The following is a 26008-nucleotide window of genomic DNA, read 5'->3' as shown; positions in this document are numbered from 1 at the left end:
ATTGCTGGTCGAGCCTGTCGAGACCCGAGCCGCCCGCGCTACTCGTACGAGTGCTCGGCGTTCGGGTACACGCCGGCTTCGACGTCGGTGCGCCACTCCTTCGCGGCGGCGCTCAGAATGCCCGCGAGATCGGCGTACTGCTTCACGAACTTCGGCACACGACCGACCGTGAGACCCGCCCAGTCGGTCCAGACGAGCAGTTGCCCGTCGGTGTGGGGGCCGGCCCCCACGCTGATCGTCGGGATGTCGAGGAGTTCGGTGACCTGCCGCGCGGCATCCGCGGGCACCATCTCGAGCACGACGGCGAACGCGCCGGCCTCCTGCACGGCCTTGGCGTCGGCGAGCAGGCGCTTGACGCCTTCGCCGCGCCCCTGGATGACGTGGCCACCGAGACCGTGCTCGCTCTGCGGCGTATAGCCGATGTGCGCCATCACCGGGATGCCGGCACCAACGATGCGGCGGATCTGCTTGTGGCTGCGCTCTCCGCCCTCGAGTTTCACGGCGTGCGCCCCGGTCTCCTTCATGAACCGCACGGCGGTGTGCAGCGCGTCTTCAGGGCCGTTCTCGTACGACCCGAACGGCATGTCCGCCACCACGAATGCGCGCTTGACGGCACCGGCGACGGCACGGGTGAGGGGGATCAGCTCGTCGACCGTGACGGGCAGCGTGGTCTCGTAGCCGAAGATGTTGTTGCCCGCCGAGTCGCCCACGAGCAGGAAGTCGATACCGGCCTCGTCGAAGATGCGCGCCGTGAGCTGGTCGTAGCTCGTCAGCCCCGTGATCTTGATGCCGTCGCGCTTCGCGTTCTGGAAATGCCGGGTGCGCACGCGCTTCGGCCCGCCGCTCGCTGCGGCACCGCCGTAGGGGTTCTGCTCGGTGCCCGCCGACGTGTCGGATGCAATGTTCTGGAGCTCGCCTGACATGGGGCAAGTCTGGCATATGCGACATCCGTCACCGCCGCGCGATGCTGCCTCGCGGGCGCGCGCGAGGCGGCACCGCGAGCCAGTACGCTGGGAGTGCGAGAGAGGGTGTGGATGGATAAGCAGCGCGACTTCGTTCTTCGCACGATCGAGGAGCGAGGGGTCAAGTTCGTCAGGCTCTGGTTCACCGACGTGGTCGGAACCCTGAAGTCGGTGGCGATCGCACCGGCCGAGGTCGAGGGTGCGTTCACCGAGGGCATCGGCTTCGACGGCTCGGCGATCGAGGGGCTCAGTCGCACCTTCGAGTCCGACCTGCTCGCGTATCCCGATCCGACGACCTTCCAGACGCTGCCGTGGCGCGGGGACATCGACCCCACCGCGCGCATGTTCTGCGACATCACGACGCCCGACGGCGAGCCCGCGGTCTCCGACCCGCGCAACGTGCTGAAGCGCACGCTCGCGCGTGCGGCCGATCTGGGCTTCACGTTCTACACGCACCCCGAGATCGAGTTCTACCTGCTGAAGTCGTCGAAGTACGGCCCGGGCGGTCCCGAACCCGTCGATTCCGCCGGCTACTTCGACAACGTTCCCGGCGGCACCGCCCACGACTTCCGTCGTCGCTCGGTGCGCATGCTCGAAGACCTCGGCATCTCGGTCGAGTTCAGCCACCACGAGGCGGGCCCCGGTCAGAACGAGATCGACCTGCGGTATGCCGACGCGCTGACCACCGCCGACAACATCATGACGTTCCGCACCGTCATCAAAGAGGTCGCGATCGAGCAGGGCGTCTACGCGACGTTCATGCCGAAGCCCTTCGCCGGCCAGCCCGGCAGCGGCATGCACACGCACATGTCGCTGTTCGAGGGCGATGCCAACGCCTTCTACGAGGCGGGCGCGCAGTACCAGCTCTCGAAGGTCGGCCGGCAGTTCATCGCAGGGCTCCTGACCCACGCTCCCGAGATCACCGCGGTCACGAACCAGTTCGTGAACTCGTACAAGCGCCTCTGGGGCGGCGTCGGGCCCGACAAGCTCGCCGAGGCGCCCAGCTTCGTCTGCTGGGGTCACAACAACCGTTCCGCGCTCGTGCGCGTGCCGTTGTACAAGCCCGGCAAGGGGCAGAGCGCTCGCGTCGAGTACCGCGCGATCGACTCCGCGGCGAACCCGTACCTCGCGTTCTCGCTGCTGCTCGCAGCGGGCATGAAGGGCATCGAAGAGGGCTACGACCTTCCGCCCGAGGCCGAAGACGATGTGTGGGCGCTGACCGATCGTGAGCGACGCGCACTCGGTTACGACCCGCTGCCGGCGAGCCTCGACCACGCGGTGCAGCTCATGGAGGAGTCGGAGCTCGTCGCCGAGACGCTCGGCGAGCAGGTCTTCAACTACGTCCTCGCGAACAAGCGGGCGGAGTGGCGCGACTACCGCTCGGAGGTCACTCCCTTCGAGCTGCAGCGCAACCTCGAGATCCTCTGACGCAGCGGATGTCTCGTCAGGCCCCCACGCTCGGAAGAGTCGCACGTGCGGGCTTCGCCGATCTGAGCGGCGCCGCGGCGGCGCTCGAATCGCTGGCGGCCGGCACCGGCGTCGATCCCGACGCGCTGCTCGAGGTCTTCGGCCAGGCCGCCGACCCCGACGAGGCGCTCGCGGTCGTCACGCGACTTCACGAGCAGGCGCCGACCGAGCTGGCCGGTGTGCTCGACCACGAGAACGCGGCGGCGCGCCTGGTGCGGCTCGTCGGGGCGTCGCGCGGTCTCGCCGATTTCCTGCTGCGGCATCCGTCGGAGCTCGCGATGTTCGCGCAGGTGCCGGTCGCCCCGCCGAGCGTCGCCGAGGCGCGCGCCTCGCTGCTCGCGGCGCTCGACGAGGTCGCGGCCGCGGCGCCGGCCGACCTCGCCGAAGCTGCGGCGCGGGCGATCCGCGTCCGGTACCGCAGGCTCCTTGCGGATGTCGCGGTATACGACCTCACCCGTGCCGACGCGGTCGACGTGGTCGATGTCGTCGCGGCCGGTCTCGCCGATCTCGCCGGCGCCACGCTCGACGCGGCGCTCGAGGCTGCGTGTCGCGCAGTCAGCCGAGCCGAGGGGCAGCCGGCAGCACCCGGGCGGTACCCCGCCGCCGAGGTCGACGCCACGAGGCTCGCGATCATCGGCATGGGCAAGGCCGGGGCGCGCGAACTCAACTACGTCAGCGACGTCGACGTGATCTACGTCGCCGAGTCCGCCGATGAAGAGATCGTCTCCACGCCGCGGGCGCTCGAGATCGCGACCCGGCTCGCCATGCTGACGATGCGCATCATCGGAGAGCCCGGTATCGAGCCGCCGCTCTGGGAGGTCGATCCGAATCTCCGCCCCGAGGGCAAAGACGGTGCGCTCGTGCGCACGCTCGATTCGCACCTGCAGTATTACGACCGCTGGGCGAAGAGCTGGGAGTTCCAGGCCCTGCTGAAGGCCCGCCCGCTCGCAGGCGACCTCGAACTCGGGGGCCGCTACATCGACGGCGTCGCGCCGAAGGTGTGGTCGAGTTCGAGCCGGGAGGGCTTCGTCGAGTCCGTGCAGGGCATGCGCGAGCGGGTCACCCAGCACATCCCGGCCGATGAGGTCGACGTGCAGATCAAGCTCGGGCCCGGCGGCATCCGCGACATCGAATTCACCGTGCAGCTGCTGCAGCTCGTGCACGGAGCGTCCGACGACGGCATTCACCAGCGCGGAACGCTACCGGCGCTCGCGGCACTCGCCGAACTCGGCTACGTCGGACGCGAGGAGGCGGCCGAGTTCGCGCGCGACTACCGGGTGCTCCGCGTGCTCGAGCATCGCGTGCAGCTCGACCGGCTGCGCCGCACGCACCTGATGCCGCGTGACGAGCACCGGCTCCGCGTGCTCGCCCGGGCCTCGGGCCTGGGGCGCACGGCCGATGAGCTCATTGCGGTGTGGCTGGCCACTCGCCAGCGCGTGCGCGGGTTGCACGAGCGACTCTTCTACCGCCCGTTGCTGGCGGCCGTGGCGGCGCTTCCGGCCTCCGGTCTCGGGCTCACGAGCGCGCAGGCAGAAGCTCGCCTCGCGGCGATCGGATTCCGTGACCCGCGCGGCGCCCTCGCTCACATCGCGGCGCTCACCACGGGGGTCTCGCGGCGCGCGCAGATCCAGCGCAACCTCATGCCGGTGCTCATCTCGTGGTTCGCCGACGGCACCGACCCCGACTTCGGGCTGCTCTCGTTCCGGCGGCTCAGCGACACGCTCGGCACGACGCACTGGTACCTGCGCCTGCTTCGCGATTCGTCCGATGCGGCGCTGCGCCTGACGCGCGTGCTCTCGGGTTCCCGCTTCGCCGCCGAACTACTGGAGCGCAGCCCCGAGTCGGTCGCGTGGCTCGAAGACCTCGACGAGCTGCGGCCCCGATCGATCGCGGCGCTCGAAGACGAGACCCGGGCGGTGCTGCGACGTCATGAAGAGCCCGACGTGGCGGCCAAGATCTTCCGCGCCATCCGTCGCCGTGAAGTGCTTCGGCTCGCGCTGTCCGGAATTCTCGATGTCTGCACCGTCGAAGAACTCGGCCACGCGCTCAGCGACGTCACCGAGAATCACATCGCCGCGCTCGTCGCCGCGATCCGCGGCGGCGAGCCCGACGGCATCGAGTTCGCGGTGATCGGCATGGGCCGCTTCGGCGGCCGCGAGCTCGGCATCGGTTCCGATGCCGACATCATCTACGTCTACCGGGCGACGGATGCCGCGCCCGACGCCGCGCATTCGCGGGCGCTCCGCATCGTGGCAGAACTCGTGCGTCTGACCGAAGACGCGCGCCTGCCGTTCGACCTCGACGCCGACCTGCGACCCGAGGGCCGCAACGGCGTCGTCGCCCGCTCGCTCGACGCCTACCGCGCGTACTACGCGAGGTGGTCCCTCACCTGGGAGGCGCAAGCTCTGTTGCGTGCCCGCGGGGTGGCGGGCGATCGCGCGCTCATCGAGGAGTTCACCGAACTCGCCGACACCGTGCGCTACCCCGAGGCGATCAGCGAGCGCGACGTGCGCGAGGTGAAACGCATCAAGGCCCGCGTCGAGAACGAGCGCCTACCGCAGGGCGCCGACCCGAATCGACACCTGAAGCTCGGTCGCGGTTCGCTCTCCGACGTCGAATGGTTCGTGCAACTCATCCAGCTGCAGCACGCTGCCGCCGTGCCGGCGCTGCGCACAACCTCGACGCTCGATGCTCTGGCAGCAGCGGTGGGGCACGGACTCGTCGAGGCATCCGATGCCGAGACGCTCCGCGCGGCCTGGATCTTCGCCTCACGTGCCCGATCGGCGCTCACCCTCTGGCTCGATCGCACGACCGACGTGCTGCCTGTCGAGCGATCGCAGCTCGAGGGCGTCGCCCGCATCATGGGCTATCCGCCGGGCTCGGCGACCCAGCTCGAGCAGGACTACCTGCACGTCACGCGACGCGCGCGCGCCGTCTTCGATCGCGGTTTCTACGGGGTCGAGCCACGTCGCGAGCCGTCGATCGGCTGAGGTCAGCCGTGGGTTGAGGCGGCGCGCCAGCGCCGTCTCGAAACTCACGCGTCGTGCAGGCAGGTTTCGAGACCGGCACGCCTTCGTCGAGCGCTCCTCAACCAGCTCGGGTGTCGCTCGAACGGCGAATGGGCCCGCCCCGCCGAAGCGGTGCGGGCCCATCCGGGTCGGATCCTCGGGCTGCGGGGGGATGCAGCTCTCGGATCTTGGGGACTGCAGAGGGGGCTGCAGGATCAGACGCCGTAGTAGAGCTCGAACTCGAACGGGTGGGGACGCTGAGCCAGCGGCTTCAGCTCCTTCTCGCGCTTGTAGTCGATCCACGTCTCGATGAGCTCCTTGGTGAACACGCCGCCCTCGAGGAGGAAGTCGTGGTCGGCCTCGAGCGCGTCGAGCGCCTCGCCGAGGGAGCCGGGAACCTGGGGGATGGCCTTGGCCTCCTCGGGGGGAAGCTCGTAGAGGTCCTTGTCGACCGGCTCGTGCGGCTCGATGCGGTTCTTGATGCCGTCGAGGCCCGCCATGAGCTGCGCGGCGAACGCGAGGTACGGGTTGCCCGAGGCATCCGGCGCGCGGAACTCGATGCGCTTGGCCTTGGGGTTCGTGCCCGTGATCGGGATGCGGATCGATGCCGAACGGTTGCCCGCCGAGTACACGAGGTTGACGGGAGCCTCGAAGCCGGGAACGAGGCGGTGGTAGGAGTTCACCGTCGGGTTGGTGAATGCGAGCACGGCGGGAGCGTGCTTCAGCAGGCCGCCGATGTACCAGCGCGCGAGGTCGGAGAGCCCGCCGTAGCCGGCCTCGTCGTAGAAGAGGGGCTTGCCCTCGCTCCAGAGCGACTGGTGGGTGTGCATGCCCGAGCCGTTGTCGCCGAAGAGCGGCTTCGGCATGAACGTTGCGCTCTTGCCCCACTGGTCGGCCGTGTTCTTGACGATGTACTTGAACTTCAGGATGTCGTCGGCCGCGTGCACCATCGTGTCGAAGCGGTAGTTGATCTCCTGCTGGCCGCCGGTGCCCACCTCGTGGTGGGAACGCTCGAGCACGAAGCCGGCCTCGATGAGCTTGAGGGTGATGTCGTCGCGCAGGTCTGCAGTCTTGTCGACGGGGCTGACCGGGAAATAGCCGCCCTTGTAGGGGGTCTTGTTGCCGAGGTTGCCGCCCTCTTCCTTGCGGCCGCTGTTCCACGCGCCCTCTTCGGAGTCGACCGAGTAGAAGCTGGAGTACTGGTTGATCTCGTAGCGCACGTCGTCGAAGATGTAGAACTCGGCCTCTGGAGCGAAGAACGCGGTGTCGGCGATGCCGGTCGAGGCGAGGTACTTCTCGGCCTTCTTGGCGACCTGACGCGGGTCCTTCGAGTAGATCTCGCCGTTGCGCGGGTTGTAGATGTCGAAGACCATGACGAGCGTGCGCTCGGCACGGAACTGGTCGACGTACGCCGTCGTCACGTCGGGGATGAGCTGCATGTCGGACTCGTGGATGTTCGCGAAGCCGCGGATCGAGGAGCCGTCGAAGAGCTGGCCGACGGTGAAGAACTCTTCATCGACAGTGGAGGCCGGGATGTTGAAGTGCTGCTGCACGCCCGGAAGATCGGTGAAGCGGATGTCGAGGAACTTGACATCCGTCTCCTTGATGAACTTGAGAACTTCGGACGAATCGCTGAACATGTTTGCGCAGTCTCCAAGAGGACTAGAACCGGACGGACTTTCAGAGCCGGTAGTGACGCTAGCCGGGTGCCGTTTCCCTGCCGTGACCGGAATGTTTCGGCCATGTTACGCCCAGCGCCACTCGGTAGACTCATTCGGTGCCTGACGCGAAACCCCAGACCTTCGGAGACCTCGAGCCGAGCCGGTGGCCCGGGGAGCGGCTCGGGCTGCCGAGCGAGGGGCGCGGCTCCGTCGCACGAGCCGGTCGGCGTCTCGCCGCACTCCTCATCGACTGGGCGAGTGCGATGCTCATCTCGCTGCTCTTCACGCCGTACGAGTCGGTGGCGTACACCTGGGTGACGCCGCTCGTCTTCGCGCTGCTGCAGATCGTGTTCATCCCGACGATCGGCGGCAGCCTCGGGCACCGTCTGCTCGGCATGCGGGTGATTCCGCTCGCCGGCGGCTGGGTGGGTGCCTGGCGCCCGGTCGTGCGTACGGCACTGCTCCTGATCGTGGTGCCGGCCCTCGTCTGGGACTCCGACCAGCGCGGCTTCCACGACAAGGTCGCCGGCACGGTGCTCATCCGCTACTGAGGCGAAACACGAGAACGCGGCATCCGGATGAATCGGATGCCGCGCTCGTTCGTTCAATGCTGGGTCAGCGCATCTTGCCGCGCTGGGGCCGCGCCTTCATCGGGTCGATGCCCTTCGGAATCGGCAGGGAGGTCTGGAGCGAGTTGAGGCGGTTGGAGACCGCGAGCACCTCGGGCTTGGTGAGCGCCTTCTTCGTCTTGCGCAGTGCCCCCGGGAGCCGGTGGAGCGCGATCGAGCCCTCGTCGTCGCCGACGGAGAGCAGGGTGACCGGCACGTTCGGCAGGATGCGGGTGACCTTGCGCTGCTCGTCGTCGAGCATGCGCTTCGTGCGCGAGACGGGGCCTTCGCTGATGAGCGCGACGCCGCCGCGCCCGACGGCGCGGTAGACGGCGTCCTGCGTCTTTCCGTTCACGGCGACGGGCATCTCGTTGCCGACCCAGCCGCCGCGGAGTCCGCTGCGGAGCACGGCACCGACGGCGCCGGGCTGGCCCTCGATCTGCGAGTACGCGGCGCGCTCGGCACGGCGGCCGAGGATCACGAGCGCGATCAGGAGACCCGCGAGCACGCCCGCGACGACCCAGAGGGCGATCGTGAAGCCGTTGCCCTCGCTCAGCCAGAGCGCCAGACCGAGGCTCACGACCACCGGGGCGAGGAAACCGAGGAGCATCAGCCACTGCGCGGTGGAATCGTAGCGGCGGGTCATCTGGAAGACCTGCCACATCTGCTTCATGCGGCCGGGCTCCTTCTGAGCCTTCGATGCGTCCTTGGTGCGTGCCATGTTCTCAAGGATACCGGCGCGGAGGGCCGTCTCGGACCGCGATCTGCACGCGGTCCGAGACGGGGATGCCGCTAGCCGACCGCCTGCGCGAAGCCGAGCGATGCGTCGGCGAGATGCGAGAGCTCGGCTGGCAGTTGCCGGCCCTTCGCCTGCATCGACTGCGCCCAGAGGCGGCCTGCTCGGTAGGAGGAACGCACGAGCGGCCCCGCGAGCACGCCGAGGAAGCCGATCGCCTCGGCCTCCTCCTTGATCTCGATGAACTCCTCGGGGCGCACCCACCGCGCGACCGGTAGGTGCCGGGGGCTCGGCCGCAGGTACTGCGTGACCGTGATGATGTCGGTTCCGGCGTCGTGCAGGTCTTGGAGCGCCTGCGACACCTCCGCCCGCTCCTCGCCCATGCCGAGGATGAGGTTGGACTTCGTGATGAGGCCGGCAGCACGTCCCTGCGTGATCACGTCGAGCGACCGCTCGTAGCGGAACGCCGGGCGGATGCGCTTGAAGATGCGCGGCACCGTCTCGACGTTGTGCGCGAACACCTCGGGCTCGGCGTCGAAGACCTGCTGCAGCGGTTTGGGCACTCCGTTGAAGTCGGGGACGAGGATCTCCACTCCGGTGCCGGGGGACTGGCGATGGATCTCGCGGATCGTCTCGGCGTACAGCCACGCGCCGCCGTCGGCCAGGTCGTCGCGGGCGACGCCCGTGACGGTCGAGTAGCGCAATTGCATGCTCACCACCGACTCGCCGACGCGACGCGGTTCGTCGGCGTCGAAATCGGCGGGCTTGCCGGTGTCGATCTGGCAGAAGTCGCAGCGCCGGGTGCACTGCGAGCCGCCGATGAGGAAGGTCGCCTCGCGGTCCTCCCAGCACTCGTAGATGTTGGGGCATCCGGCTTCCTGGCACACGGTGTGCAGGTCTTCGCTCTTCACGAGCGACTGCAGCGCCCGGTACTCGGGTCCCATCTTCGCGCGCGTCTTGATCCACTCGGGCTTGCGTTCGATCGGCGTCTGGGCGTTGCGGATCTCGAGGCGCAGCATCTTGCGCCCCTCTGGTGCGGTGCTCACGCGGCGATCGCCGCCTCGGCGCGGAATCGCGCGGAGATGGGTTCGATGAGATCGGCCGGGGTCACGGTGCGACCGAGCTCCCGGCTGATCGTGGTCACTCCCGCGTCGCGGATGCCGCACGCGACGATCCGGTCGTACGCGTCGAGTTCGTTGCTCGCGTTGAGGGCGAAGCCGTGCATGGTGACGCCGCTCTCGACCCTGATGCCGATGGCGGCGATCTTGTTCTCATGGCCGGGAGGCCCGACCCATACGCCGGACCTGCCGTCGACGCGACGTGATTCGAGGCCGATGTCGGCGAGCACGTCAATGAGGATGCCCTCGAGCCGTCGGACGTATCCGACGACGTCGATCGGTTCCGGCAGACGCAGGATCGGATATCCGACGAGTTGGCCGGGTCCGTGCCAGGTGATCTTTCCGCCGCGGTCGACGTCGATGACGGGAGTCCCGTCGGTCGGCCGCTCGTCGGGCGCTGTGCGCTTGCCCGCGGTGTAGACGGAGGGGTGCTCCAGGAGGAGTACGGTGTCGGGGCGTTCGCCCCCGACAACCGCGCGATGGACGGCGCGCTGAAGGTCGAGACCCTCGATGTACGGCACGGAGTTGGCGCTTAGCCCCGTGACGACGATGTCGAGCATGGGATTCAGCTTAGGTCACTCCTCCTCGACAGTCGTCGCGGTCGGGCGATGCTCCACAGACACGCGTCTCGGGCGTCGGCGGCGGGCGTCGGCGACGAGGCTCGGAGGCATGGTTCGATCCACCAGACGAGGCGCGCGTCGCGGCGCCGGCGACGACGGCGACGCAGTGCCCGGCCGCGACGACGCACTGCCCGCGGGCCGCAAACCCGCGGAGACGACCCTCGCGGGGTATCGGCTGCTCCGGCGCATCGCGTCGGGGGAGCGCGCCGACGTCTTCCTCGCCGCCGTCGACCGCACCGACGACGAACCCGCCCCGCTCGTCGTCGTACGGGTCTACGACGCCTCAGCGAGCGGGGAGGCGATCGCCCTCGAGATCGAGGCGATGTCGACGGATGCCTCGGGCTCGCTGCCTGCGCTCTTCGACGTCGCGACCCTCGACGACGGGCGCTGCGCGCTTGCGGTCGAACGCCTGGCGGGCGCGCCGATCTCGCGCGTCATCGGCGAGCGTCGCATCTCGGCCGGCGAGGCGGTTACGATCCTCGCGCCGATCACGGTCGCGGTCGGCGATCTCGCCCGCCGAGGGTTCGTGCACACGCGGTTGTCGCCCGGCGACGTGCTGCTCGACGGTGATGGGCGCCCGCGCCTCATCGGCCTCGGCGGGCTCGAACGGCTGCCCGCGGCGCCTCATGAGCGCACTCCGCTGCTTCGAGCAGGCCACCTCGCCCTCGCGGACCTGGTCGCCGAGGTGACCGCTGCGACGGAGCATCCGGAGCGGTTCGCCGCCGTGGTCGAACTCGTGCAGTCGCGGCTGGCGACCAGGCCGTTCACGCCGTGCGAGGCGGAGCTCGAACGCGCACTGTTCGGAGCGGCCGATCCCGCGCCGATCCGCGGAGTGGACGTCGCGGCACCTCGGGCGGGCCGTCTCCCGTCGCGAGTGACGGCCCCGCTCGAAGCCGGTGCCACGATCGGGCGCGACGAGCCCGGTGGCGCTTCCGAGGCGCCCGCGCGCGGTGCGATCCGCACGATGCTCGACCTCGCGCAGTGGCCCGCCTTCCTGGCAGGCACAGGTTCTGCCGGCGACCGTGCAGAGCTGCCACCCTCGACCGGCACGCCGCTCGGTGTTCGGAACAGGCTGGCGGCGGCGATGCGCCGGCGGCGGCCAGCCCTGATCGTCGGCGCACTGATGGGTGGTGGCGCGCTCGTGCTGCTGCTGACGCTCGTGCCGCCCGAGACGAGTGACGCCGTGTCCTCGAGTGCCACGGGCCCCGCCGTCGCGCCGGCACCAGCGACTGGCGAAGCCGTGACCCCCGATGCGGAGCCGGTCGCGACGACCGCCCCGCCGGACGATCCGACCACGGGCGACGATGTCGTGGCCGCCGTGCAGGAGCTGCTCGACCGGCGCGCCGCATGCTTCGACGAGCTCGACCTGTCCTGCCTCGAGACGGTGGTGCAGCCGGGCTCGGCCGCCGAATCCGACGATGTCGCCGCGATGGCCGTCGCTCGTGACGGTGGAGACGGCCCGCCGGCGTTCGCCACTGACGGCATCGCCGTGGCAGCCGACATGGGGTCGGCGGTGCTCGTCACCGTTCCCTACGCGACCGGCGAACGAGAACCGGCCTCGCTCCTCGTGATGAGGGGCGAGGCCGGTTGGCGACTTCGAGAGTGCTTCGGCTAAAGGCCGAGGTCGCCCTCGAACGCGCCCTCTTCGAGCCGCTGCTTGACGGCGGTGAGGAAGCGGGCGGCGTCGGCGCCGTCGATGATGCGGTGGTCGTACGAGAGCGCCAGGTAGACCATCGAGCGCACGGCGATCGCATCGGCGCCGTCGGTCGAGACGACCACGGGGCGCTTCACGACGGTGCCGGTGCCGAGGATCGCCGACTGGGGCAGGAACACGACCGGCGTGTCGAACAGCGCACCGCGCGAGCCGGTGTTCGTCAGGGTGAAGGTGCCCCCCGACAGCTCATCGGGCTTCAGCTGGTTGTTGCGCGTGCGCTCGGCGAGGTCGGCGATCTGCGCGGCGAGGCCGGCGATGTCGAGCTCGGCCGAGTCGCGGATCACCGGGGTGAGGAGGCCGCGCTCGGTGTCGACCGCGATGCTCATGTTCTCTTGTGCCGGGTAGACGATGCTGTCGCCGTCGACGGTCGAGTTGATGATCGGGTACGCGCGAAGCGCCTCGGCCGCCGCCATCGCGAAGAACGGCAGGAACGAGAGCTTGTTGCCGGTCTTCGCGAGGAAGTCGCCCTTCACCTTGTCGCGCAGGCGCGCAACGCGGGTCACGTCGACCTCGACGACCGTCGTGAGCTGAGCGGTCGACGTCATCGAGACGACGGCGCGCTCCGCGACGACCTTGCGCAGGCGCGTCATCGGCACCGTGGTGCCGCGCAACGGCGAGATCTCGAGTTCCTGACGCGCAGGCGCTGCCTCAGCGGATGCCGCGGGCGCGACGTTCGCCGAGATGACGTCCTGCTTGCGGATGCGACCGCCGACGCCGGTGCCCGTGACGCTGGAGAGGTCGACGCCCTGCTCGTTCGCGAGCTTGCGGACGATCGGCGTGACGTAGCCGGCGGCGCCCGCGTGCGAGCCTCCGGTCGGTGCCGCGGGAGCGGCAGGTGCTGCCGGAGCGGCCGCCGGAGCTGCTGGTGCCGGGGCGGCGGGTTCCGCAGCCGGAGCAGCGGGAGCAGCAGGTGCTGCCGGCGCCTGGGCGACGGGCTCTGCGGCCGGAGCGGCGGGGGCCTGCGGAGCAGCGGGTGCCTGAGCGGCGGGCTCGGCGACCGGAGCTGCAGGCGCAGCAGGTGCCTGAGTCACGGGCTCGGCCACCGGAGCCGCCGGAGCTGCTGGTGCCTGAGCGACGGGCTCGGCTGCCGGTGCCGCGGGGGCTGCCGGGGCCGCGGGCTCGGCGGGCGCTGCCGGAGCAGCCTCCGCCGCGGGCGCTGCGGCCTCGGGTTCGGCCGGTGCAGCTGCTGCTGCACCCGAACCGTCCCCGATCGTCACGAGCGCGGTGCCGACCTCGACGGTCTCGTCCTCCTGGACGAGGATCGCCTCGATGACACCTGCGACGGGCGACGGGATCTCGGTGTCGACCTTGTCGGTCGAGACCTCGAGCAGCGGCTCGTCGACCTCGACACGGTCGCCGACATTCTTCAGCCAGCGGGTGACCGTGCCCTCAGTGACACTCTCTCCGAGTGCCGGGAGGCTGACGGATTCGCTCATGCGCTTGTCTCCTTCACAGCGTGGGAACGCTTTCTAGCTTATTGCAGTCGTGGATGGGATCGACCGGTTCAAATGGCGTGGAGCGGCTTGCCGGCCAGCTTCAGCACCGCTTCGCCGAATGCCTCGCCCTGGGTCGGGTGGGCGTGGATGAACGGAGCGATGTCTTCGGGGTACGCCTCCCAGTTGACGGCGAGCTGCGCCTCGGCGATGAGTTCGCCGACGCGGCCGCCGATCATGTGGACGCCGACGATGGGGCCCTCGTTCACGCGAACGACCTTGATCGAGCCCGACGTGCCGAGGATCGAGCTCTTGCCGTTGCCGGCGAGGTTGTACTCGAACGACGACACCTGGTCGGCGCCGAACTTCTCGGCGGCCTTGGCCTCGGTGTAGCCGACGGAGGCGACCTCGGGCTCGCAGTAGGTGATCTTCGGGATGTTCACGTCTTCGACGACGATCGGGGCGAGGCCCGCGATCTCCTCGGCGATGAAGATGCCCTGCTGGTAGCTGCGGTGCGCGAGCTGGAGTCCGGGAACGATGTCGCCGGCGGCGTAGACGCCCGGGACGCTGGTCTCGAGGCGGTCGTTCGTGATGACGAAGCCGCGGTCGATCGTGATGCCGGCCTCTTCGTAGCCGAGGTTCTGCGTGACGGGGCCGCGGCCGACGGCGACGAGGAGCAGTTCGGCCTCGTAGGTGGTGCCGTTCTCGAGCGTCACGACGACGCCGTCGTCGTTCTGGGTCACGCTCTGGAAGCGCACGCCGAGCGAGTACTCGATGCCGCGCTTGCGGAACGCGCGCTCGAGCTGCTTCGAGATCGTCTCCTCCTCGTTGGGAACGAGGTGGGGCAGCGCTTCGATGATGGTGACCTCGGCGCCGAAGGAGTTCCAGACGCTCGCGAACTCGACGCCGATGACGCCACCGCCGAGCACGGCGACCTTCTTGGGGATGAAGTCGAGCTCGAGCGCCTGCTCGCTCGTGATGACGCGGCCGCCGATCTCGAGGCCGGGGAGCGAACGCGAGTACGAGCCGGTGGCGAGCACGACGTTCTTGCCGACGTAGGTGTCATCGCCGACGGCGACGGTGTTCGCCCCGGCGAGGCGACCCTCACCGGCGACCACGGGGATGCCGCGCGCCTTCAGCAGGCCCTGCAGGCCCTTCCACTTGCTCGCCACGATGCCCTCGCGGTAGGCGGAGACGCCGGCGATGTCGACGCCCTCGAACGAGGCCTTGACGCCGTACTTCGCGGACTCGCGTGCGACCTCGGCGACCTCTGCCGAGTGCAGCAGTGCCTTCGTGGGGATGCAGCCGCGGTGCAGACACGTACCGCCGAGCTTGTCCTTCTCGATCACCACGGCGGTCATGCCGAGTTCGACGGCACGGATCGCAGCGGCGTAACCGGCGCTGCCTCCGCCCAGGACGACAATGTCAAAGTTCTGCTCGGACAAACGCTCTCTCCCTTGCGCACCAGATCTGCGACACGGACTGCCCCCGGTTCGTTGCCGGGGCAGGGTGTATGGGCGAGGTTCTCGCCCATATGACCTTACTACTCTGCGGCGAGCTGCTCGCCCAGACGCACGAGCGTGCGAACGGCGATGCCCGTGGCGCCCGATCCGGTGAAGCCGTAGCCGGCCGCCGTGTTGTTCGAGGGCCCTGCGATGTCGATGTGCGCCCACGGGATGCGCGTTTCGGTGCCCTCGCGCAGGCCGACGAACTCCTGCAGGAAGACGCCCGCGAGGAGCATGCCGGGCACCGTCATGCCGAGCTTGGTGTTCGCGAGGTCGGCGACGTCCGACTTCAGGTACGGCATGAGGTCGCGGGGCAGCGGCATCGGCCAGGTCGACTCGTCGACCGAGTCGGCGGCGGCTCGCACCTGCCCGACGAGATCCTCGTCGCCCATGAGTCCCGCGATGCGGTGCCCGAGGGCGACCACCTGCGCACCGGTGAGGGTCGCGACGTCGACGATCGCGTCGGGCTGCTCCTCGCTCGCGGCGACGAGGCCGTCGGCGAGCACGAGCCGACCCTCTGCGTCGGTGTTGATGACCTCGACGGTCTTGCCGCCGCGGATCCGCAGCACGTCGTTCGGGCGCACCGCGGTCGACGACGGCAGGTTCTCGGCGATGCAGAGCCACCCGGTGACCCGGATCGGCACCTGGAGCTCGGCGAGCGCCACCATCGCCGAGAGCACCGTCGCGGCGCCGGCCATGTCGGTCTTCATGCCGACGAGCGAAGTCATCGGCTTCAGCGAGATTCCGCCCGAGTCGTAGGTGATGCCCTTGCCGACCAGGGCGAGATGAGCGGATGCCGCGTCGGGCCGGTAGTCGAGGCGTACGAGCCTCGGTCCGCGACTCGAGCCCTGACCGACGGCGAGGATGCCTCCGAACCCGTCGGCCGCGAGGGCCTGCTCGTCCCAGACCTTCGCGCCGATGCCCGCTGCGGAGGCCGTCTCGACGGCGATCTCGGCGAGTCGTGCGGGGGAGAGGTCGGCCGGCGGCATGTTGACGAGGTCCTTCGTGGTCGCGACGGCCGTGACGACCGCGCGGACCCGGTCGACGCCGACTGCCGCGCCGTCGAACGTCGAGTGCAGCGCGATGCTCGTCGGCCGTGGTCGCGTCTCCGACTTGAAGCCGTCGTAGCCATAGGCGCCGAGACCGGCGCCCTCGAGGAGCGCGGAGGCGGTGTCGGCGTCCTCGGTCGGGATCGCGATCGCCACCGCGAGCTCGCCCTTCAGCTGGCGGAGTGCGGCACCTGCGGCGAGGCGGAGGCTCGCGGCATCCGCTCGCTCGCCGATGCCGACCACCGCGACGACGCGCGGGCCACCGCCAGCGCCGGGGACTCGGATGAGTTCTTCGGCCGCGCCGCTGACGTCGAGCGTCTCGAGCACGGGGGCCACCCATTCGAAGCCGGGCCCGGCCAGGAGTTCTGGGCCGTCGGCACCCTTTCGGGCGGCGAGCAGTACGACGTCGGCGTCGGAGCCGGAAGCGGGGGAGTCGGTCACGGAGAGGGTGGGAACAGCCATGCGGTCGATCGTACGTGTTCGCTCTCGGCATCACGTGGACGACCGCCATCCGGGGGAGGGCGCAGCAGGCCTCAGTAGGCTGGAAGCATGCGAGACCCCCGCTCCCTGTACGAGCTGAACCCCGACGTGATCGTTCCCGCCGGGCTTCCGCTGGTCGCGGGTCTCACCGGCTACGCCGACGCTGGCGGGGCGGTCGCGCAGACCACCGAGTACCTGCTGTCGACCCTCGACAGCACCGTCGTGGCGTCATTCGAGGCCGACGAACTGCTCGACTACCGTGCTCGCCGCCCGATCATCCTCTTCGAGGGCGACCACCTCACCGACTACACGCCCCCGCGGCTGAGCCTCGACCTCGCGGTCGACGAGCTGGGGCAGCAGTTCCTGCTGCTCACCGGGTTCGAACCCGACTACCAGTGGCAGCGCTTCAGCTCGGCCGTCGTCGGCCTGATCGAGCAGTTCGAGGTCTCGTCGACCACGTGGATCAACTCCATTCCCATGCCGGTGCCGCACACGCGGCCCGTCGGAGTGACGGTGAGCGGCAACCGCTCCGAGCTCATCGAGGCGATGTCGATCTGGCGTCCGACGACGCAGGTGCCCGCCAACGTGCTGCACCTCGTCGAGTTCCGGCTCCAAGAGCTCGACCACCCGACGACCGGGTTCGTGCTCCTGATCCCGCACTACCTCTCCGACGCCGAGTACCCGTCTGCGGCGATCACCGCGCTCGAGGCGATCAGCGCGGCGACCGGCCGCATCTTCCCGACAGATGCGCTGCGCGAACAGGGGCGCGACTTCATCGCCCGCATCGACGAGCAGGTGTCGGAGAACACCGAGCTCGGCAAGCTCGTGGGCACGCTCGAGCAGCGACACGACTCCTACATGGAGGGCACCACCCTCCGGTCTCCACTGACCGACGAAGACGGCGAGCTCCCGTCGGCCGATGAGATCGCCGCCGAGCTCGAGAAATTCCTCGCGTTCCGCCGCGCGAACGACGACGACACGCCGCGCGGGCGCTGAGCACGGCGGGGAATGCCCGCCTCCGCGGGGCTGTTGTATCAATGAGAGGGCGGGTCGGGCCCCAGATCAGGCGGTTTGCGGTGCAGACGTCTGTATAATGGAGGCAGGACCCGTTCTGGCCCGCTGGCGTGGTGAAAGACCACGCCGATGCAGCGGACTTGACATGGGTCCTCATAGTGTCCAAAAACGGTGCGTCGAATCGATGCGTCCGAAACGACCGGACCGAGTGCATGAGCCGAATCCGTGAGGACCAGCGGGCACGACGGTAGGAGAGGTTCAACGAATGGCAACGACGAAAGCGACGACGGCCGCGAGCGAGGCGGAGAAGCCCGCTGCGAAGCGCGCGACCGCCGCGAAGTCGACCGCCGCGAAGACGACGGCGAAGGCCGCGGCCACCCCCGCGGCGAAGACGCCGCGCGCAACGACCGCGAAGACCGCGACCAAGCCCCGCGGCAAGGCGAAGGCCAAGAGCGACGACGACGAGGGCGAAGAGGTCGTCGACATCGAGGTCGCCGATGACTCGGCCACCGATGACGGCGACGACGACACGAAGGCCGTCGCGGTCGAGCCGCACCCCACGGGTGCGCTCGTGCTGCGCGCGGTCGACGACGAAGACGAGGTGCCGGTCTACTCGAGCGCCATCACGGGTGCGACGGCCGACCCCGTCAAGGACTACCTGAAGCAGATCGGCAAGGTCGCGCTCCTGAACGCGGCCGAAGAGGTCGAGCTCGCGATGCGCATCGAGGCAGGCCTGTTCGCCGAAGAGAAGCTGTCGCACATGACCGACGCCGAGAAGCGCTCGCAGCTCGGTCGTGAGCTGCAGTGGGTCGCGAAAGACGGACAGCGCGCCAAGAGCCACCTGCTCGGCGCGAACCTCCGCCTCGTGGTCTCGCTCGCCAAGCGCTACACGGGTCGCGGCATGCAGTTCCTCGACCTCATTCAAGAGGGCAACCTGGGCCTCATCCGTGCGGTCGAGAAGTTCGACTACACCAAGGGCTTCAAGTTCTCGACGTACGCGACGTGGTGGATCCGCCAGGCGATCACCCGCGCCATGGCCGACCAGGCGCGCACCATCCGCATCCCCGTGCACATGGTGGAGGTCATCAACAAGCTCGCCCGCGTGCAGCGCCAGATGCTGCAAGACCTGGGCCGCGAACCCACGCCCGAAGAGCTCAGCCGCGAACTCGACATGACCCCCGAGAAGGTCATCGAGGTGCAGAAGTACGGTCGCGAGCCCATCTCGCTGCACACGCCCCTCGGTGAAGACGGCGACAGCGAGTTCGGCGACCTGATCGAAGACACCGAGGCGGTCGTCCCGGCCGACGCGGTCGGCTTCACGATGCTGCAGAAGCAGCTCGAGTCGCTCCTCGACTCGCTGAGCGAGCGCGAGGCGGGCGTCATCCGCATGCGCTTCGGTCTCGGCGACGGCATGCCGAAGACGCTCGACCAGATCGGCGACACCTTCGGCGTCACGCGCGAGCGCATCCGCCAGATCGAGTCCAAGACGATGGCGAAGCTGCGTCACCCCTCGCGCTCGCAGTCGCTCCGCGACTACCTCGAGTAGGCCGCCAGTGCGCTACGCGCCGGCGATCCTCGTCGGCAGGCTCACCCGATTCGCCGCCCGGCTGCGCAAGCCCGGCGGCGGATCGGCTGTTCCCGGCCTCGTCGTCAACCGCATCGCCCCGAACTACCTGAAGCGCACGCTCTCGGGGTTCCCCCAGGGCCTCGTCGTCGTCTCGGGTTCGAGCGGCAAGTCGACGACGACCAAGATGCTCGTCGCGATCCTCCGCGCCCACGGCGTCGACGTCTTCACCAACCCGTCGACGGCGAACATCAGCCAAGGCCTCACCTCCGCGCTGCTCGAACAGGCCGACTGGCGCGGGCGCGTGCCCGGCGACGTCGCGGTGCTCGAGATGGACGAGGGTCATGGCGCGCTCGTCATGCAGGGCGTCGATGCGCGAGTCGTCTGCCTCACGAACGTCATGGTCGACCAGATCGACCGATTCCACGACTCCGAGATGGTCGCCTCGATGCTCGCGCGCATCGCGGCGCGCGCCGGCGAGTCGATCGTCGTGAACGCCGATGACGCGTACCTCGAGCGGCTCGCCGACCGAGTCCGGCCCGAGGTCGCGGTGCACCGCTTCGGCGTCACCGATTCCGTGCTCGCGGCGTCGCCGCGCGGACTCGGGTACACGCAGACGAGCGAGACCCGCCTCGAGAGCGGCACCGACGTGCTCGTCGAGGCGGTCGACGGCGCCGCTGCGGTGCTCGACGACGCCGGGGCATCCGTGTCGATCGGTCTGCCGGCTCGGGGCGTGCACTACGCCGTCGATGCCGCCGCGGCCTACGCCACGGCGAAGGCCGTGCTCGGCGAGCGCTTCTCGAGCGCGACCGCTGCTGACGCGCTGAGCGCGATCCCCGCGGTCTTCGGCCGGGGCGAGCGCACGACCGTGCGCGGTCACGACGTCGAGTTCGTGCTCGTGCAGAATCCCGCGAGCTACCAGCTGAACGTCGACAGCATCGCACCGGGCACCGAGCAGATCCTGTTCGCGATCGGTTCCGACGTGCGCGACCCCTCCTATTTCTGGCCGTCGGATGCCGGTTCGCTCGGCCGGGTCTCGATCGTGTCGGGTTCGAAGTCGGCCGAGGCGGCGCTCATGCTCGCCTACGACGGTGTCGAGATCGACCGTGTCGAGCCGGACCTCGGCACCGCAGTCGACGACTTCCTCGCAATGCCGGCGCCCGCATCAGGCGTCAAGACGATCGTCTTCACGGCCGACGCCATGCGCCGCACTCGCGCCCACCTCGGACTCGCTGGAGCAGAATGACCCTCTCGATCGTCTCGCTGCTTCCCCGACTCCAGAACACGAACGGCGACGCCGAGAACGCCCGCGTGCTCGCGACGCGGGCGCGGTGGGCCGGGCTCGAGGCCGAGGTCGTCGAGGTCGAGACGGCGGCGCAGCTGCCGCCCCGCGTCGACGCGATCGTGCTCGGCTCCGGCAGCGACTCATCGCTCGACGAGAGCCGCGAACTGCTGCTCACGATGCACGACGAGTTCCGCCGCTGGGGCACCGAGGGCGTTCCGATCCTCTCGATCGGCACCGGCTGGGAACTGCTGAGCTGGGGCATCGAGCTCGCGAGCGGTCGCAGTGTCGAGGGCCTCGGCATCCTGCCGGGTCGCTCGGTGCCGCGTGCGGGGCGGGTGACCGGCGATGTCGTCGTCAAGAGCCCGCGCTTCGGCCTGCTCGTCGGCTTCGAGAACCACGCGCGCGACTACGTCGGCGCCGAAGCGTCGCCGCTCGGTCGCCTCCGTGCCGGGCACGGCAACGGTCGCGACTCCGGCCAGGAGGGCGCCGTCATGGGCGAGGTGTACGGCACCCACCTGCACGGGCCAGTGCTCGCGAAGAATCCGGTGTTCGCCGACCGGCTGCTCGAGACGATGGCCTCGCGTGCCGGGCTCGAGTATGTCGCGGGGGAGCGGTCACGGGCCGTCGACGCCTACGCGTCGACCGCTCGAGCTGCGCAGCTCGCGGCCGGGGGCGTCTCCGAGTCCTGAAGATCGTCGTGAACCGTTCAAGGCGCTGAGGCGTCCTGCGCCTGACGCCTTCGTGGAGCCGAAACGACGAACGCCCCGGACGAGCCGGGGCGTTCGTTCGTGAAGTCGGTGGGTCAGCTGCGGTCAGCGAGCAGCTTGCTCGACTCGTCGTGCCAGCTGTGCGCGATCTGCGAGAGCTTCTCCTGGTGCTTGCGGCCGTGGTGGGCGCAGAACAGCAGTTCGCCGCTCGCGACGACGACGCGGATGTACGCCTGCGCGCCGCAGGCATCGCATCGATCGAGCGCGGTGAGCTCGTAAGGGGTCTCGAGTTCATCGACCGCACCGGTGGTCTCGGTGTATTGGGTCATGGCTCCTCCTTCGTCGCTCATGCGTGGTGTTCCGTTCATCAATGAAAACACGAGTGCGGGCCGGTTCCTTCCGTTGGGCCGGGCATTTCGCTCAGCGCGTAGTGGCTGAACGGATGTGACGGTGGGGCTCAGTAGGCTTGTTCGACGTGAGCTCCGACTATTCCGCCCGCCATCTCTCCGTGCTCGAGGGCCTCGAGGCCGTGCGCAAGCGACCCGGCATGTACATCGGCTCGACCGACTCCCGCGGCCTCATGCACTGCCTCTGGGAGATCATCGACAACTCGGTCGACGAGTCGCTCGCGGGCCACGGCAACGAGATCGGCGTGACCCTGCACCCCGACGGTAGCGTCGAGGTGCGCGACCGCGCCCGCGGCATCCCGGTGGACATCGAGCCGAAGACGGGGCTTTCGGGCGTCGAGGTCGTGTTCACGAAATTGCACGCCGGCGGCAAGTTCGGCTCGGGCTCCTACGCCGCCTCCGGCGGGTTGCACGGCGTCGGCGCATCCGTCGTCAATGCGCTCTCCGAGCGCCTCGACGTCGAGGTCGACCGCGACGGCAAGACCTGGGCCATGTCGTTCCACCGTGGCGAGCCCGGCAACTTCGCCGACTCCGGTGCCCCGTCGCCCGACGCGCCGTTCACGCCGTTCGAGCAGCGCAGCGAGCTGCGCGTGGTCGGCAAGGTGAAGAAGGGCGTCACCGGCACGCGTATCCGCTACTGGGCCGATCGCCAGATCTTCACGAAGGGCGCCGAGTTCCAGACCGAAGAGCTCCTCGGCCGCGCGCGGCAGACGGCGTTCCTCGTTCCCGGACTCGCGATCGACGTCACCGATGAGCGCGGCGAGGCGCCGCACACGACCTCGTTCCAGTTCGACGGAGGCATCTCGGAGTTCGTCGAGCACCTGGCGACCGATGCGGCGCTCACCGACGTGTGGCGCCTCACGGGCACCGGCCACTTCACCGAGACCGTTCCCGTGCTCACCGACGGCGGCGCGATGGTGCCGACCGAGCTGAAGCGCGAGTGCGTGGTCGACATCGCGTTGCGCTGGGGCACCGGGTACGACACCGTCATCCGCTCGTTCGTGAACATCATCGCGACGCCGAAGGGCGGCACGCACCAGGCGGGCTTCGACCAGGGGCTCCTGAAGTTCCTGCGCCAGCAGGTCGAGCTGAACGCTCGTCGCCTGAAGGCCGGCAACGACAAGCTGGAGAAGGACGACGTGCTCGCGGGCCTCACCGCGGTCGTCACGGTGCGCCTGCCCGAACCGCAGTTCGAGGGCCAGACGAAAGAGGTGCTCGGCACTCCCGCCGCGCGTGCCATCGTCTCGAGCGTGCTGACGAAAGAGCTCGGCGCGCGCTTCTCCTCCACGAAGCGCGACGACAAGAACCAGTCGGCACTGCTGCTCGACAAGGTCGTCGCCGAGATGAAGTCGCGCATCTCGGCCCGTGCGCACAAAGAGACGCAGCGCCGCAAGAACGCACTCGAGAGCTCGTCGCTGCCGGCGAAGCTCGTCGACTGCCGCTCGAACGACGTCGCGCACAGCGAGCTGTTCATCGTCGAGGGCGACTCGGCGCTCGGCACGGCGAAGCTCGCTCGCGACAGCGAGCACCAGGCCCTGCTGCCGATTCGCGGCAAGATCCTCAACGTGCAGAAGGCGAGCGTGGCCGACATGCTCGCGAACGCCGAGTGCGCCTCGATCATCCAGGTGATCGGTGCCGGCTCGGGGCGCAGCTTCGACCTCGAGGCCGCGCGCTACGGCAAGGTCATCCTCATGGCCGACGCCGACGTCGACGGCGCGCACATCCGCACGCTGCTGCTCACGCTCTTCTTCCGGTACATGCGGCCGATGATCGAGAACGGTCGGGTCTTCGCCGCCGTGCCGCCGCTGCACCGGGTCGTCGTGATGAACCCGGGCTCGAAGCCGAACGAGACGATCTACACGTACTCCGAGGCCGAGCTCAAGGGTGTGCTCGCGACGCTCGACCGCCAGAAGAAGCGGTATCAAGACCCGATCCAGCGGTACAAGGGGCTCGGCGAGATGGATGCCGATCAGCTCGCCACCACGACGATGGACCGCCGTCACCGCACGTTGCGGCGCGTGGGCATCGGTGACGCCGAGAACGCCGGTCGGGTCTTCGAACTGCTCATGGGCACGGATGTCGCGCCGCGCAAGGAGTTCATCATCGAGAGTTCCGACACGCTCGAGCGCGACCGCATCGACGCCTGAGGTCGCCGCCCGCCGGTCTTCGATCGACGACGTGCCGCTGGGCCCGGTCGTGTACGACCGGGCCCAGCGGATTTCTTCGGTGCTCTGAGCGAGCGGTGCCTCAGTTGCCGTAGAGCGCCACGGCCCCCGTGCGGTCGGAGCTCGTCATCGAGAGGTCATCGGACGAACCGTTGCACTGCGGGTAGTGCATGATCGACGCCGAGTCGTAGGGCGTCAGCGGCCGCCAGTTGACGTCTTCGAAGCACGTGCCCGATTCGGGGCGCGTGTGCTCGTGCCGGAAACCGAGCGTGTGGCCGAGCTCGTGACCGAGGATGTTCGTCGGCGTCCAGGATCCCGAGCTCCAGATCGAGTCGTCGATGAGCACGTTCTGCTGACGGTCGGGCGAGCTCGGGAAGAACGCCCGGGCGATGTACTGCGAGGTCTGCACCGGCTCGACCGAGAACAGTACGGACTTGTTGCGCGTCGTGCACTGGCCGTCGGCGCTGCTCACGTGCACGAAGTCGATCTTCGACGATGCGGACTCCCAGAGGGCCGCACCGCTCGCCATCGCGTTGACCACGTCGGCGTGGCGCGTGCCGAACTTGGTGCTCACGCAATACGTGAGATTGCCGACCTGCGAAGCCGACCACTTGTCGTCGGCGCCGTTGACCGTGTTGACGATGAGGCCATCGGTCGGCGTCTCGGGCCCGGCGAGCAGGTCGTAGAACTTGCGAAGGTCGCCCTGGTCTGAGATCACCTCGTCTCCGTTGACGATGTAGCTGCCGTCGACGTCTCGGTAGGTCGATGCTGCGAACTCCTGGTAGGAGGGAACGTCGGAGTCATCGATCGGGGTTGCGCCGGCGGCCGGGATTGCCGTGCCGACAGCGAGCGCGGCAGCCGCGGTGGCGGCGAGCGCGAGTGTTCTCGTGATGCGCATGCAGTGTGCTCCTTCTGAAATGAGCGATTTCGTTCGCCTGGTCGGCGAGCGCCTTCGGTTCCGTGGAACGGGCGTCGTTGCCTGTGGACGGGCGTCTTTGCTTGTCCCCCGAAGTGGGCACAAAAGTATCCTGCGCGATTTCCGCGTGTCAAGGATTCCAGGAGGTTCCCTCGCGTCAGGCGCGACTGACGGTCGGCCTGATGTTCTGATTCAGGTGGAAGACGTTCGCGGGGTCGTAGGCGTCCTTCACCGCGATCAGGCGGGCGAGCTTGTGTTCGGTGTACGCGCGAGTGAGGCCGGCGTCGCCCTCGTCGGTCAGGGCGTTGACGTACGCGCCGCTCGCGAACGGAGCGAGTGGCGCCGCGTACGCGCGAGCCGCCGCGACGCGCTGATCGTCGTCCGCCGGATCGGTCCACTTCGTCGCGGCGACGAACTCGAACGCGGTCTCCCGATGCGAGAACGCGGTCTCGGCGTCGCCGACGTCTGCGATCGCTCCGCCGTAGGCCTGGATCTCCGCGTTCAGCGGTCCGTCGCCGTCGCGGGCGAGCACGGCGTCGATGGCGTCGTCACCCAGTTCTGCGAAGTAGTGGCCCTTCCAGTACCGACGCCACGCGTGCCCCTCGATGTCGTCGTCGCGAGTCTGCAGATCGAGGTACGAGAGCGGCGCGATGTCCCGAGCAATCGGCTCCGAGACGGCGGAGAGCGCGGCTGCCATGTCGTCGATGTACCCAGCTCCCCGCTCCGGATTCCCGACCCACACCAGCCCCAGCGACACGGTCTCCCCGAGGATCGCGGTCATGGTCGCCTGACGCGGTGCATCCGGGGCGAGATCCCGCCACCGCCGCATCGCATCACGTGCGCCGTGCGGGGGATAGTGCAGCTCGGCCGAGATGGCGTTGCCCGGTTCGGAGTGCAGCGCGAACTCGAACTCGGTGACGACTCCGAAGTTTCCGCCGCCACCGCGCAGCGCCCAGTACAGATCGGGGTGGGACTCGGCACTCGCGCGCAGTACCTCGCCTGCCGCCGTGACCACCTCGAACGCGACCACGTTGTCGCAGGCGAGTCCGTGCTGCCGGGCGAGCCAGCCCATGCCGCCGCCGAGCGTCAGGCCGCCGACACCGGTGTGCGACACGTTTCCAGCGGTCGTCGCCAGCCCGTGCGACTGAGCGGCCAGGTCGAGTGCGCCGAGCAGCGCACCGCCCTGCACGTGCGCTCTCCGGCGTTCCGCGTCGACGTGCACGTCGTGCATCGGACGAAGGTCGATCATGAGGCCGTCGTCGGGCACCGCGTGACCGACGATGCCATGACCGCCGCAGCGGACGCCGATCTCGAGAGCGTGCTCGGTGGCGAACCGCACCGCGGCGATGACATCGGACGTAGCCCTGCATTGCACGATGAATCTCGGTCGCCGGTCGACCATCGCGTTCCAGACCGACCGCGCAGCGTCGTAGCCCTCATCGCCGCGTTCGAGCACCCGACCATTGACCAGCGCCTGCAGCTTCGTCGACATCGAGCGCTCCGTTCGTCGGGGCCGGGCCGCGCGTGCGTGGTGGGTCACCGACCCCGGCCACGCCCGAATATGCCCTCCGAACGTGCCCGCGTCAAGA

General features: G+C 69.2%; 20 protein-coding genes. 9 read left to right on the top strand and 11 right to left on the bottom strand.

Translation table 11 applies throughout. The features are described from left to right. Window positions 1-38 precede the first annotated feature (38 nt). Complete coding sequence (gene panB, locus VPH61_RS14105) at window positions 39-923, bottom strand: 3-methyl-2-oxobutanoate hydroxymethyltransferase (protein ID WP_332064148.1); 885 nt, start codon at window positions 921-923, stop codon at window positions 39-41. 111 nt (window positions 924-1034) lie between these two features. Here panB and VPH61_RS14100 point away from each other — a divergent pair, with 111 nt between their 5' ends. Further along, window positions 1035-2390 (top strand): glutamine synthetase family protein, encoded by a 1356-nt coding sequence (locus VPH61_RS14100; protein ID WP_332064147.1) that lies wholly within the window; start codon window positions 1035-1037, stop codon window positions 2388-2390. Between the two features lie 8 nt (window positions 2391-2398). Continuing rightward, complete coding sequence (locus VPH61_RS14095; protein ID WP_332064146.1) at window positions 2399-5419, top strand: bifunctional [glutamine synthetase] adenylyltransferase/[glutamine synthetase]-adenylyl-L-tyrosine phosphorylase; 3021 nt, start codon at window positions 2399-2401, stop codon at window positions 5417-5419. Between the two features lie 233 nt (window positions 5420-5652). On the opposite strand, the gene glnA is transcribed toward VPH61_RS14095, so the two are convergent. Beyond that, complete coding sequence (gene glnA, locus VPH61_RS14090; protein ID WP_332064145.1) at window positions 5653-7077, bottom strand: type I glutamate--ammonia ligase; 1425 nt, start codon at window positions 7075-7077, stop codon at window positions 5653-5655. Window positions 7078-7214: 137 nt separating this feature from the next. Here glnA and VPH61_RS14085 point away from each other — a divergent pair, with 137 nt between their 5' ends. Beyond that, window positions 7215-7649 carry an RDD family protein gene (locus VPH61_RS14085; protein ID WP_332064144.1) on the top strand — a complete coding sequence of 145 codons (435 nt, stop codon included), beginning with the start codon at window positions 7215-7217 and terminating at the stop codon, window positions 7647-7649. 64 nt (window positions 7650-7713) lie between these two features. Here the strand turns inward: VPH61_RS14085 and VPH61_RS14080 are convergent, their stop codons facing one another. The 3 genes from VPH61_RS14080 to lipB all read right to left on the bottom strand — a co-directional run bounded on the left by VPH61_RS14080 (window position 7714) and on the right by lipB (window position 10120). Continuing rightward, window positions 7714-8427: a DUF4191 domain-containing protein gene (locus VPH61_RS14080; RefSeq protein ID WP_332064143.1), complete on the bottom strand. Its 714-nt coding sequence runs from the start codon at window positions 8425-8427 to the stop codon at window positions 7714-7716. A 71-nt stretch (window positions 8428-8498) separates the two neighbouring features. Continuing rightward, the gene (gene lipA / locus VPH61_RS14075; RefSeq protein ID WP_332064142.1) at window positions 8499-9488 is read right to left on the bottom strand and encodes a lipoyl synthase; all 990 of its coding nucleotides are present in this window, start codon (window positions 9486-9488) and stop codon (window positions 8499-8501) included. Further along, window positions 9485-10120 carry a lipoyl(octanoyl) transferase LipB gene (gene lipB / locus VPH61_RS14070; RefSeq protein ID WP_332064141.1) on the bottom strand — a complete coding sequence of 212 codons (636 nt, stop codon included), beginning with the start codon at window positions 10118-10120 and terminating at the stop codon, window positions 9485-9487. The genes lipA and lipB overlap by 4 nt, the downstream gene beginning before the upstream one ends. Before the next feature lie 109 nt (window positions 10121-10229). Here lipB and VPH61_RS14065 point away from each other — a divergent pair, with 109 nt between their 5' ends. Further along, window positions 10230-11795, top strand: coding sequence for a hypothetical protein (locus tag VPH61_RS14065; protein ID WP_332064140.1), 1566 nt, complete (start codon window positions 10230-10232; stop codon window positions 11793-11795). Here the strand turns inward: VPH61_RS14065 and sucB are convergent. From sucB to VPH61_RS14050, 3 genes are all read right to left on the bottom strand, one after another. Continuing rightward, entirely contained in the window at window positions 11792-13330 is a 1539-nt protein-coding gene (gene sucB, locus VPH61_RS14060; protein ID WP_332064139.1) for a 2-oxoglutarate dehydrogenase, E2 component, dihydrolipoamide succinyltransferase, read from the bottom strand. The genes VPH61_RS14065 and sucB overlap by 4 nt on opposite strands. A gap of 68 nt (window positions 13331-13398) precedes the next feature. Beyond that, window positions 13399-14772, bottom strand: a complete 1374-nt coding sequence (gene lpdA, locus VPH61_RS14055; protein ID WP_332064138.1) for a dihydrolipoyl dehydrogenase — start codon at window positions 14770-14772, stop codon at window positions 13399-13401. A gap of 98 nt (window positions 14773-14870) precedes the next feature. Continuing rightward, window positions 14871-16343 carry a leucyl aminopeptidase gene (locus tag VPH61_RS14050; protein ID WP_332064137.1) on the bottom strand — a complete coding sequence of 491 codons (1473 nt, stop codon included), beginning with the start codon at window positions 16341-16343 and terminating at the stop codon, window positions 14871-14873. A gap of 87 nt (window positions 16344-16430) precedes the next feature. On the opposite strand from VPH61_RS14050, the gene VPH61_RS14045 reads away from it, so the two are divergent. The 4 genes from VPH61_RS14045 to VPH61_RS14030 all read left to right on the top strand — a co-directional run bounded on the left by VPH61_RS14045 (window position 16431) and on the right by VPH61_RS14030 (window position 20913). Next, on the top strand, window positions 16431-17357 hold the full coding sequence (locus tag VPH61_RS14045) for a proteasome assembly chaperone family protein (RefSeq protein ID WP_332064136.1): 927 nt from the start codon (window positions 16431-16433) through the stop codon (window positions 17355-17357). A 283-nt stretch (window positions 17358-17640) separates the two neighbouring features. Further along, window positions 17641-18921: an RNA polymerase sigma factor gene (locus tag VPH61_RS14040; protein ID WP_332064135.1), complete on the top strand. Its 1281-nt coding sequence runs from the start codon at window positions 17641-17643 to the stop codon at window positions 18919-18921. 7 nt (window positions 18922-18928) lie between these two features. After that, window positions 18929-20185: a Mur ligase family protein gene (locus VPH61_RS14035; RefSeq protein ID WP_332064134.1), complete on the top strand. Its 1257-nt coding sequence runs from the start codon at window positions 18929-18931 to the stop codon at window positions 20183-20185. Further along, on the top strand, window positions 20182-20913 hold the full coding sequence (locus VPH61_RS14030) for a type 1 glutamine amidotransferase (RefSeq protein ID WP_332064133.1): 732 nt from the start codon (window positions 20182-20184) through the stop codon (window positions 20911-20913). Before VPH61_RS14035 ends, VPH61_RS14030 begins: the two co-directional genes overlap by 4 nt. 113 nt (window positions 20914-21026) lie before the next feature. Here VPH61_RS14030 and VPH61_RS14025 read toward each other — a convergent pair whose 3' ends face one another. Next, window positions 21027-21260, bottom strand: coding sequence for a DUF7455 domain-containing protein (locus tag VPH61_RS14025; RefSeq protein WP_056008697.1), 234 nt, complete (start codon window positions 21258-21260; stop codon window positions 21027-21029). A gap of 146 nt (window positions 21261-21406) precedes the next feature. On the opposite strand from VPH61_RS14025, the gene VPH61_RS14020 reads away from it, so the two are divergent. Next, complete coding sequence (locus tag VPH61_RS14020; RefSeq protein WP_332064132.1) at window positions 21407-23485, top strand: DNA gyrase/topoisomerase IV subunit B; 2079 nt, start codon at window positions 21407-21409, stop codon at window positions 23483-23485. Window positions 23486-23585: 100 nt separating this feature from the next. On the opposite strand, the gene VPH61_RS14015 is transcribed toward VPH61_RS14020, so the two are convergent. Then, window positions 23586-24401, bottom strand: coding sequence for a M57 family metalloprotease (locus tag VPH61_RS14015; protein WP_332064131.1), 816 nt, complete (start codon window positions 24399-24401; stop codon window positions 23586-23588). Window positions 24402-24576: 175 nt separating this feature from the next. After that, the gene (locus VPH61_RS14010) at window positions 24577-25911 is read right to left on the bottom strand and encodes an FAD-binding oxidoreductase (RefSeq protein WP_332064130.1); all 1335 of its coding nucleotides are present in this window, start codon (window positions 25909-25911) and stop codon (window positions 24577-24579) included. Between the last annotated feature and the right edge of the window lie 97 nt (window positions 25912-26008).

Origin of the sequence: Agromyces sp. CCNWLW203 (genome assembly GCF_036576125.1) — a bacterium.
GTDB lineage: Bacteria > Actinomycetota > Actinomycetes > Actinomycetales > Microbacteriaceae > Agromyces.
Note: the sequence above shows the minus strand (reverse complement) of the source record. Positions and strands in the feature narration are given on the sequence as shown.